The organism is Stieleria sedimenti, from assembly GCF_025060895.1.
GTDB lineage: Bacteria > Planctomycetota > Planctomycetia > Pirellulales > Pirellulaceae > Stieleria > Stieleria sedimenti.
Genome location: NZ_JANZKV010000137.1, coordinates 24,196 through 34,899, shown reverse-complemented (window position 1 = coordinate 34,899; position 10,704 = coordinate 24,196). Strand labels below are relative to the sequence as shown.

Genomic DNA, 10,704 nt, shown 5'->3' with positions numbered 1-10,704 from the left:
TGTGAAGTATTTGTTTTCTGTGTTTTACGAGGTGTTAGCGGCAGGGCGCAAGCGGGCTGTCGATTTAGTCGATGTTCCGAAATCAATGCCATGATGACAGCCCGACGCGTGAGCGAGGGGCGCCGCGTGGCTCCTTGCTAACGCGTGCGGGCTTAAATCGACAGCCCGCAAGCCCTCCGATTCCTCATCGTTACCGAAAGACCGGAGGGCTCGCGCCCTACCGCTAACAACTGCTTCACAGCGTTATCTGATGGGAAGTCAGAGTGATCGAATGGGAGAACGACGGGTGCGTGAGGGGCGTTGCTTGGCCGCTTGCGGATGTGTGCCGGCTTGGGGCAATAGGCCGTCACGCCGCTGGCGGCTTGCGGCGATTTTTGAACCACTCGGCAAAGCGGGTCCAAAACTTTTTGGGCATTCGTCCGGTGATCAATGCTTCGGTCCAGGTTTCGCGACCGGAATCAAAGTTGTGCCAGGCGGCTTCCAGGTAGGGCTCCGACGATGCCGACAGGGTTTCGTAGAAACCTTTTTCGGAGATCTCCGTCAACGCCTCGCCGTAGTGGGAAAAGAAATGTTCATCGAGCAGGCTTCCGGCAACACGGACGGTCGACAACGCGCCCCGCGTGGACAACGACAAGCGATCGATGGCGAACATCGTCATCGTCGCGCTCACGTCCCAGATCCCGACGTGCGCCTGGCCGGCGGCGGCCTCCATTTCGTTCCACAGCCGCTTGATCTCGCTTTGCGGAATCAACTTGCGCGGGTCCACGTTCTGGATCTCAAGCGTGAGTTGGGAGATCGTTTCAGTCATCGCGTCGACACTCAACGGTGGCGCGTTGGCCGCGCCCGATGCTCGGGCGCCGGTTTTTTCGAGTGCATCGACCAGATCCGAGACATGATCGATGCTGGATGATTCGTCGATGATCCCTTCACGTTTGAGTTCATCGCTGAGACGTTTCAGGTAGTGGCTCGATCCATACGCGACGTCGTTGAACACGGCCAAGACCGTGATCGGCGAGAGGTGCAGCGTCGCAGCGCCGGCCAAGTCCAGCAGCCCGCCGACCGCCTTCTGAGCCAACTGGGCTTCTTCGGCATCGGCCGCGACCGCGTGCGGATTTTCGACGCCGCCGACGTCATGGATCATCATGTCCAACGCTTGCTGGACGAACGCGGAGTAGGTCTTGGACGATCGGAACGCGGCGGGGATCAACCAGCCTGCCGTCTCGTTGACCAATCCTCCGACGACCGCTGACGCGCTCCGCGCTGTCCGCTCCGGCAACGACAACCCGTACGTCAACGTGCCGAACAAGGAAGCGTTTGGGGCGGCGTCGGGAACGCTCGCGGCCTCGACGGTCTGGGGCACGGTCGGGTGTTGGGGATCCGGCATGACAAGACCACGGGAGGCTGTGATTGAGCGGTGGAAAGTGGTTTAAGGTACCACCACGCCTGCCAACAGCTGGACCAGCGGTACGTCTTCGGCGGAAATGATTCTACCGATTGCCACACAACGTGACTCGGTCGGCACGTGAATTTCCTTCGACGATTGGATTCGGAGTTGCGACCCGTCGGCGAGTTCAAAATACGATTCGGTTTCCCCTGTTTGCAATCGCCCGATCAGTAACATTCCATCGGTCTGACGACGCCCCCACTCGATCCATTCGCTGCACAGTGGCTCCAGCGGTTGCAACGCGTCGGAATCAATCAGTGTCTTCAGGAGCTTGGCCACGCTCGGGCTGTTCGACGCAAACTCCAAACTTCCGATCTGTGAAACCGAACGATAGGCCTGCAACTGCGCCAGCATCCGCTGCCGCGGCGGTTGGTCTTTCGACTCGTCCGCCTGCCAGCGGCCGATCGCTTGGATCGCTTCGGCACACGATTCGGTCAACGCGTCGGTGTCGAGTTCAGGGGCGGGGATTGTCGGCGTCTCGGGCGCTTCGGTTGCCAAACTTTTCGAATTTGTTTCCGCCGTCTGGGGCGGTTCGGGAGCAGTGGTCTCAGGAGCAGTGGTCTCAGGAGCAGTTCGTTCGGGAGCGATGTCTGACTGGGCGCTGGTTTGCAGCACCGGGTCGGCCGAGGGAGGTTGATTGGGAAAGGTAAGCGTGGCGCTGTTGAGCAGTGTCCTTTCCTGCTCGGCCGCACCCGGTAGCGGTAGCGGTTGTCGATGACGCTCTTTCCATTGCTGTTTGGCCCGCATCGCGATCGTCAACGCGGACGGCTCCTCCGCAGTCGTTGACCGTTCCTCCGCGATCGCTTCCCCGGTTCGTTTGATGCTTTCGATCACCTCGTCGACGTCCATGATTTCGACGTCGGACGAAACAAGTTCGGCATCGGCTTCCGCCGGGGTGATCGGACCGGCGGTTTGATCAGAGTTTGTGTCAGCCGCGGCGGTGGCGACCGGTTCCATGACGCTGGTTGAATCGTCGCTGGGTGAATCGTCGTTTGGGGAGCCCATCGCGTCTGGGGCGCTCCGTACGCCGCCGGCCGGATTCTGCGTCTCACGCGACGCAGGAGAGGGTTTGGCAAACCCGTCTCGGTTTTGATCGGTATCGGATTGTTCTCGGGCCGCGATGGGGTCGGTCGATTGACCCAAGAGATCAAACAAGGCGTTGGCGCCGGACGCGTACAGAATCGCGGCGATGATCGGGACAGCGATCAGGGTCGGCGATGCGATCTTCAGCAGCCGGATCGAGTTCCGCTGCCGACGTCCCCAGTGGTGTCGCTCGAAGAACGATTGATCGTCGTTGGCCAGAGGCGCCGTCTGCGTCGGGGGCTGATCATCAATGACATTAAATTCGTCGTCGTCGTGGTCGCCAAAGACGTCCGCATCGGAGATCGGATCTTGGGGCTCCCAGGCATCAGGTGATTCCCAAGCGTGTTCGATCTGATCGATCGAAGGCTGCGGATGGGGGCGGTCAGCCGGGAATTCATCGTCATCGATGCCGATCAACGAGACGTCCGACTGGGACGCGACCTCGTCGAGGTCGATTTCGGCATCCAAGTCGATTTCGTTGCCCTCCGGCGAAAGCACAATCGCCATCGGCGGCAGCCGTTCCAGCCATCGCTCAGCCGACAAGGTCGCGCCGCACGAGGGACACTGAACCGAACAGTCGCGCGGGAGGCATGCGGCCGGCAGACGAGCGGGGTCGCCGCAGCTGGGACATGGGACTGTGAGCATGGGGTACCCGGGTGAGATAAGACGACCGCATAGTCTAACCCGATCACGGGCGATTCCCACCTCGCGACGAACCAGAGGCGTGTTCCATGTCCCCCCTGGTGGCCGGCGCTGTCTGTCGATACCGCCTTCTTTCCATCAATCTTTTCGCAATCCCTGTCTGCAATGCAAAAAAACGTGCTGGCGGGACACCCGAACAGTCGGCAACGGGCCGCCATCCTGTTCTACTCGCCCGAGAGAAGATTGCTTTTTTCGTTGAACCGAGGCACAGCAAGAGAGTCGGCGTGGAGATTGAAGACAAGTTTGATCTGATTGTGGTCGGGGCAGGCGTTTTAGGGACGTTTCATGCCTATCAAGCATTGCTTCGTGGCATGCGTGTGGTGTTGGTCGACAAAAACCTGCAGCCTCAAGGAGCGACGGTTCGCAACTTCGGACAAGTCGTTCCGTCCGGCATGGACGCGAACTGGCAACGGTTGGGCCGAGAGAGCTTGGAGATCTACAAGTCGATCCAAGAGAAATTCGATCTGTCGGTTCGCCAAGAAGGAAGCGTCTACCTGGCTTCCGATGCCGAGGAGGTCACGCTGATCGAGGAATTGCACGCGATCAATCGACAGGAAGGCTATCGATCCGAGTTGTGGACCAAAGAGCAATGCAAACAGCGATACCCACTGCTGAACGACGGGTACTGTTTGGCGGGGCTGTTTTTTCCCGACGAGATTTCCGTCGACCCGCGCAAGATGATTCGGCGCTTGCACCACTACTTGCGAGAAACGTTCGGCCTGACGATTGCCTTGGGAACCTGCGTGCAGCGTTTGGATCGGCAGTCCGCCACGACGGTTGCGGCCCACTGCACCGACGGCCGCATGCTGCACGCCGAAAAAGCGATCGTCTGTTCGGGCGTCGAATTTCGATTGCTGTTTCCGGCCTTGTTTCAGAGCAGCGACATCGAAGCGGTCAAATTGCAGATGGTGATGCTCTCCGCACAATCGGTCGGGGCGTTGCCGGGCAACGTTTTGACCGGGCAGTCGATTCGACGCTACGAAAGTTTTGCCGCCTGTCCTTCGTTTCGTTCCATCAAAGAACGTGAAGATCCGGAAAGCTTTTGGCGAAAATGGGGGGTCCACATCCTGTTCAAGCAAGAGGTCGACGGCCACATCATCTTAGGGGATTCACACGAGTACGCCCCGGCGGCTCGATCGGATGAATTGGGTGACGAGATTCAGATGCCGATCAATCGGTTCTTTGTCTCTGAAGGTCGACAGATCATGAACCTGCCGAACTGGGAGATCGAACGGACCTGGGCGGGGATGTATTGCCAATCAAAACACCCCAAGGGTATTTTTCAACACAGATTGGATCGAGACATCCACGTTGCAACCGCGATCGGTGGCAAAGGCATGACCGGAAGTGCCGGATTCGCCAAACAACATCTTCAGGAAATCTACGGTGATTGAATTAGTCGTCTTTGACATGGCAGGGACAACGGTGGACGAGGACAACGTGGTCTACAAGACCGTTCGTGCCGCGATCAACGCTGCGGGATATCAGTTCACGCAAGATCAAGTGCAAGCGACGGGGGCCGGAAAAGAAAAGTCGCAAGCCATTCGCGATGTCCTGGCACTCGACGGCAACGCCCACGGTGAAGAGGAGATCACCGCGATCTTTGCCGATTTCAAAACGCGCTTGCAGAACGCCTACGACGAGCTGGATGTGAAGGAGCAGCCGGGCGCGAGTGAGTTGTTTCGACAGCTTCGCGGGCGCGGGGTCCGCGTCGTGCTGAACACCGGTTATGACCGAGACACCGCGTTGAAATTGATCCGCAAGATCGGCTGGAGTGCCGGCGAGGATTTCGACGGCCTGGTCACGGCATCGGATGTCAGCCGCGGCCGGCCCCACGGCGACATGATCATCAAGGCGATGAAGGATCTGGCGATTCAGTCCGCCGGAAAGGTGGCGAAAGTTGGTGACTCTCAAATCGACATTCATGAAGGCCAAGATGCCGGCTGTACGATGTGCATCGGTATCACCACCGGCGCCCAGTCACGCGAATTGCTCGCCCAGGCGAAACCGACGCACATCATCGACCGGTTGCTGGATCTGCTGCCGTTGATCGATGCGTCGTAGGTGATCGTCGATCTCAGCGCCGGATGGCGCGGTCGGCCAGGATGTGTGGGGTGCTCATGCCTTCGAGCAGTTTCTCGTTGCCGCTGACGGCGACCTTGCTGTTGAGATGGTTGCGGAGGTTCACGCCTGGATAGGGTGTGACGTAGGCGATCGTCAGTCCCGCGTCGTCGGTTAATGCATACGGCGGACTGTTGGCACGCGACGAGTAGACCTGGACCAGGTAGCCGGTCGCGGTGCCGGTGGCCGAATCGAGTGACGATTGGGTCGGCAGCGCTGCGGCGGCCGGCGACGGGCTCAACGGTGTTTGGGAGACGTCGGTCGGCTGGGGTGCGGTGGTCTCGAGAGAGCCGGCTTGTTGCACCGCCCTGTCGATCGGTTGAACGTTGCCGGCCAGCGACGCGGATTGAATGGTCGTCGCGCCATCGCGGCGGGCGGCGACGTTGCGATAGCGTTGTGCGAGGTTCAGCACCTCGCGCGTGCGCGTCGCACTGTTGACGTCGCCCGAACGGAGCAGCCGTTCGGTGTGGCGGATCAGCGGATCCAGTTCGTCCGCAGACGCGCCCTCGGCCATCAATTTGGAAAGGATTTGGCTGATCGCTTCCACGTCGGCACCCGCCACCGCATCTTCGACACGGGCGATTTGATCCACCGTCACGATCCGTGACGGAACCACGGGGCGCGGTGGGATGGGCGCCAACGTTGTGGCTTGGAGTGCTCCGGTTTGCATCACGCCGGACGGCGCCGCGGCGGGGGACTGGATTGCCAGGGACGGGGCGTGCCCGGACAGCGTTTGCGGAGCCGGCGGGGCCGGGTATTGGGCTTGGGGCAATTGCGCCAAGCTACCCGGCTGTGCGGAGCTACCCCGATTCGCGGAGGCGAGCGACGCCGGCGGCGTGTCGAGCGATCGTCCCGAGCCGACCCTCCAGCGGCGATCGGCGGGCGAGTTCGGTTGAAACGCGTTGGCGTGTGAGGAATCGATTTCGACCAGCCGGGGCGGGCTGATGAAGTTCGCCACGACATCGGTCATGCGGCGCAGGGGTACCGCGATGGCGGAGGCGGCTGCCGCGGCACCGTTGGCCGGCAGTTCGGTCAATCGGTCAGCGCTGAGGATGGATTGGGAATCCGCGTCGGCGGAGAAGCCGGCGTCGGCTGTTGCGACCGAATCGTCTTTCCACCCCGCCTTCAAGCCGCTTCCAATCACGGCACCGCTGTCTTCAAAGTCCTCGGCTTGTGCGCCTCGATGAAACTGGATCGCGCGATCGGCCATCGTCCGTGGTTGAGGCCGCAGGGCGTCGCCGTTGTCCGCCATGCTGTTGGCCGCAACGCTGTTTTCCGGCGCCGGTTTCAATTCGGGAATCACATCGGTTTCGCGGAGTGCATCGGTCTGCGTCCCACGTCGTGTGGAGTTGGCCAGCGGCTGCGGGGAAGACGGCGAGCCGTCGGCGGAACGGAGACTTGCAAGTTGAGGATCAGCGTCGGTGTTGCGCTCGGTGTCGGTGTTCAATGCGACGGCGGCGACGTTGCTGCGAGGTTGCAGGTCGGGTTCGGTTCGGGCCACGCGCTGGGCCAGTTGCTCGGCGCTCTCCACGACGTCACCACGGTGAATCCAGCGAAATTCGCCCGAGGGCGGAACGATTCGCAGCCAGGTCTTGCTGCCCGTTGATCCTTCGCGTTCATTTTTTCCCAACACGAAAACGACTTCGCCGGCATCGAGTTGGACTTGCCAGCGATAACGTCGTGCTTTTCCCAGCCGGGTTCCAATCCAAGCGACCGTTTTGTCTTCGCGAATGGTCGCCGTTGTTTCGTCTGCGGACAGTTCCACCGCGTCGGCCGGCATCCAGCAAAAACTATCTTCCGGAGGCCGGACACCCAGCCAGCCTTCGGCGGTCTCGACATAGACCTCCAACTCTTGCCCGCGGCGCAGGGGTTCGGTGCGATAGTGGTCGGTGCCGGGGCCGCAGCGGGTGAACGCAGAAGGCTCAGCGACAAACACGATGTAGGGAGCCGCGTCTTCGGCCGCGGCGGGTTCCTGGGCCCATGATTCGGGGGCCGAGGCGATTGGAGCGACAAAGCCGAGCGTCAGTGGAAACAGCAGGGGCAGCGCGGCAAGTATGCCGTGGGCGCAAAATCGTTTCGTGTGTGACAAGACATCCATGTCGAGTGTGTTCCGTCGCGAGTGATGGTGTTCCAGGCGACCCGTCGGCCGGCAGAGCTGCAATCAAGCCTGGGACATAACCAACTTTGGGGTCTGGAATCAAGGTAGAACCGAAATCGGCCGGCGGGCTGACGAGCGATTTTCGTCCCGCGTGTGCATTTCCGTGGCGGAGGGCCTAGGAACCTTCCTGGTGCCGGGGCAGATAGAGGTCGATTTGGTTTTCTTGGAAGATTCGAAATTTGACGCCGTGGGTCCAGAGCGTGAAATAGCTTTCAAACGGATCGGTCAGCCCCGTTTGCTCGGCATAGAACGGCCACATCAGGTAGTCGCGAAGCATCGCGTCGCAGGCGATGAAGTAGTAGGCCGGACGCAGCAATTCGGCGTGCGGATCGACTCCCGCGACTTTTTCGGTCAGGGCGGGGGCGTGATCCAGGAAGACGTTCAGCAGTTTGCTGCGTTCATGTGGCTGTTTGGGGTGTTTCGGGGGGATGCCTTCCAGGACCCGGATTTTGGGTGGCGAGGCGAGTCGCCGGGCGACATCCGCGTCGCCGACGGCCTCGGCGAGTTGCTGCAGGCCTTGAATCCAGGTCGCGCCGTGGTGCTCGGCCCGTTCGGGCGACAGGGGGGCCGGGGAGCGGACGATAAAAAACGCGTCGCGTCCGCCTTGGGGGCGTCGATCATCACCGGCGGCTCGATAGGCGTTCTGCAGTCGGTCGGAAAGTTGGTCTCCTTGCCGCAGGGCATCAAAAAGGCCGTTGAGGTCGCCGCCGTCTGGCCGAAAAAGCTGAAAGAATCCGATCAATGATTCCGATTCGCTCAATTCCGGTCCGGGGCTGCATGGGGTTTGTTCGCCACACCCGGATCCGGCGGCAAGTTCGCGGCAACGTTCAACAAAAGCGATGGTGGTCATGATGATCAAACACACGAGGTGCAAAGGAAGTTCATGAGTTTTGTAGCAAAGGGTCCAGCAGCAAGGGTCCCCCCGTGAAACCTGAAACCTGAAACCTGAAACCTGAAACCTGAAACCTGAAACCTGAAACCTGAAACCTGAAACCTGAAACCTGAAACCTGAAACCTGAAACCTGAGCCATCGCCCCTCACTCTTGTCGCGGGGCTGGCGTTCGGCTACCCTCTCCGACCCGGCGGAAAACACGTCGTTTTTCTGCATTGTCTAACTTTTTTGTCCGCGTGATTCGGGATGAAGGGCCCCGCTGGTCGGGGGTGTGCCATGGATCGCTGTTGATCTTGCCCGCACATCTGTCCCTGGGAACGGTGTTTTGCCGTTTCGTGATGCCCACGCCGACGCTCCACCTGGAGAAACTGTCTCGATGTCTAATCCGATCGTTCAAGAGATGATTGAAGCTGGTGTCCATTTTGGTCACCGGACGAGTTTGTGGAACCCGAAGATGAAGCCTTACATCTTCGGCAGCAAGAACCAGATCCACATTTTGGATATCCGCGAAACGCTGCGCGGGATGCTTCGTGCGAAGAAGTACCTCGGGCAAGTCGCTTCGGGCGGTTCGTTGATTCTGTTCGTCGGTACCAAACGTCAGGCCGGCGAAGCGATCGAAGAGCAAGCGAGTCGCTGCGGAATGCCGTTCGTCAGCGAGCGTTGGTTGGGAGGAACGTTGACCAACTTCCGCACCATTCGCAGCCGACTGGGGCGATTGGAAGAGCTGGAATCGATTCGCGGTAGTGACGCGATCAACAGTTACAGCAAGAAGATGCAATCGGCGCTCAACCGCGAGTACCGAAAGATGTATCGCAACTTGAACGGTCTGCGGACGATGAACCGCTTGCCCGAATGTTTGTTCATTGTCGACCCGGGCAAAGAACGCAACGCGGTTCGTGAAGCGAAACGGTTGGGCATCACCACGGTGGGATTGATTGATACCGATAGTGACCCGTCCTTGATCGACCTTCCGATTCCCGGCAACGACGACGGGATTCGAAGCATCGAATTGATCCTGAAACAACTGGCAGACGCCGTCAACAGCGGCAAGGGACAAGCCGACATCGGGGCTCCCCCGGCACCGGCCGAAGCGGCTCCCGCTGTAGCCGAGGCTCCTGCTCCTGCGGCCGAAGCCGCCGCGCCGGCCGAGCCCGCTGCCGAGCCCGCTGCCGAGGCGACCGCCGAACCCGGAGCAGCCGAAGCGGCTCCTGAAGCCTAGGCACATCCCCACTCAAACGACACAAAACACTTAGTCGAATCACGACTTTTCTGGAGGAAACAATGGCGATTTCAGCCAAAGACGTAAGCGAACTGCGCAAGTCCACCGGCGCCGGCATGATGGACTGCAAGAAAGCGTTGCAAGAGTCCGGTGGCGACATCGAAGGCGCCTTGGACTACCTGCGCAAGAAAGGCCAAAAGGTTGCCGCCAAACGTGCCGATCGCGAAGCCAACGAAGGCGTCGTGGTGGCATTGGTCGAAGGCGGCAAGGGCGTGCTGCTGTCGCTCAGCTGCGAAACCGACTTCGTGGCAAAGAACGATGAGTTCATGGCGTTTGCCGAACAGCTGGCCAAGCTTGCCTTGGACAACGGCGCGTCGACCAAAGAAGAAATCGGTGCGCTAAAGCTGGACGGCGAAACCGTCTCGGAGAAGCTGGTCGAACGCACCGGAACGATCGGCGAGAAGATCGAGATCGCGGATTACCAAACGATCGAAGGCGACCATCTGGCGTCGTACATTCACGCCGGTAGCAAGATCGGAGTGTTGTTGTCCTACAAGGATGGCGGCAAGGACGATGCCGGCGATTTCTTCCGCAAGGTCGCGATGCACGTCGCCGCCATGAAGCCTTCGATCCTGACGCCCGACGAGTTCGACGAAGAACTGGTCGCCAAGGAAACCGAGGCGCTGCAAGGACAGATCAAGGTCGAAAACGAAGACCGTGCTCGGTTGGGCAAGACGCTCAAGACGGTGCCCCAATACGCGAGCCGTTCGCAGCTGACACCTGAAGTCATGCAACAGGTCGAAGACGAGATCAAGGCCGAGCTGAAAGCCGAAGGCAAACCGGAAAAGATCTGGGACAAGATCATCCCCGGCAAGCTGGAACGCTTCATCGCCGACAACACGCTGCTGGATCAAGAGCGTTGCCTGTTGAGCCAGTTCTACGCACTCGACGACACCAAGACCGTCGAAGCGGCCGTGAAAGAGTTCAGCCCCGAAGCCGAAGTGGTCGCGTTCAAACGCGTCGCCGTCGGTTCGGCGTCCTGATTCGATCGCAATCGAAAACGACATTCTCGGAAACCTCGTCGT

At 60.1% G+C, this 10,704-nt stretch carries 8 protein-coding genes; 4 read left to right on the top strand and 4 right to left on the bottom strand.

Features of this window, described 5'->3' with window-relative positions:
* Positions 1-346 precede the first annotated feature (346 nt).
* Together NZK35_RS17430 and NZK35_RS17425 are read right to left on the bottom strand one after the other, a co-directional pair.
* On the bottom strand, positions 347-1,384 hold the full coding sequence (locus NZK35_RS17430) for a hypothetical protein (protein WP_259633810.1): 1,038 nt from the start codon (positions 1,382-1,384) through the stop codon (positions 347-349).
* Positions 1,385-1,426: 42 nt separating this feature from the next.
* Positions 1,427-3,070, bottom strand: a complete 1,644-nt coding sequence (locus NZK35_RS17425; protein WP_259633809.1) for a hypothetical protein — start codon at positions 3,068-3,070, stop codon at positions 1,427-1,429.
* 383 nt (positions 3,071-3,453) lie between these two features.
* Between NZK35_RS17425 and NZK35_RS17420 the strand changes: the two genes are divergently transcribed.
* Both NZK35_RS17420 and NZK35_RS17415 read left to right on the top strand, forming a co-directional pair.
* Positions 3,454-4,623, top strand: a complete 1,170-nt coding sequence (locus NZK35_RS17420; RefSeq protein ID WP_259633808.1) for a TIGR03364 family FAD-dependent oxidoreductase — start codon at positions 3,454-3,456, stop codon at positions 4,621-4,623.
* Complete coding sequence (locus NZK35_RS17415; RefSeq protein WP_259633807.1) at positions 4,616-5,293, top strand: phosphonatase-like hydrolase; 678 nt, start codon at positions 4,616-4,618, stop codon at positions 5,291-5,293. The genes NZK35_RS17420 and NZK35_RS17415 overlap by 8 nt, the downstream gene beginning before the upstream one ends.
* A 13-nt stretch (positions 5,294-5,306) precedes the next feature.
* Here NZK35_RS17415 and NZK35_RS17410 read toward each other — a convergent pair whose 3' ends face one another.
* Both NZK35_RS17410 and NZK35_RS17405 read right to left on the bottom strand, forming a co-directional pair.
* Positions 5,307-7,448, bottom strand: coding sequence for an SH3 domain-containing protein (locus NZK35_RS17410; protein ID WP_259633806.1), 2,142 nt, complete (start codon positions 7,446-7,448; stop codon positions 5,307-5,309).
* 175 nt (positions 7,449-7,623) lie between these two features.
* Complete coding sequence (locus tag NZK35_RS17405) at positions 7,624-8,358, bottom strand: apolipoprotein acyltransferase (protein WP_259633805.1); 735 nt, start codon at positions 8,356-8,358, stop codon at positions 7,624-7,626.
* 418 nt (positions 8,359-8,776) lie between these two features.
* On the opposite strand from NZK35_RS17405, the gene rpsB reads away from it, so the two are divergent.
* Positions 8,777-9,619: a 30S ribosomal protein S2 gene (rpsB, locus tag NZK35_RS17400; RefSeq protein WP_259633804.1), complete on the top strand. Its 843-nt coding sequence runs from the start codon at positions 8,777-8,779 to the stop codon at positions 9,617-9,619.
* Between the two features lie 62 nt (positions 9,620-9,681).
* The gene (gene tsf, locus NZK35_RS17395) at positions 9,682-10,662 is read left to right on the top strand and encodes a translation elongation factor Ts (protein WP_259633803.1); all 981 of its coding nucleotides are present in this window, start codon (positions 9,682-9,684) and stop codon (positions 10,660-10,662) included.
* The last annotated feature ends 42 nt before the right edge of the window (positions 10,663-10,704 follow it).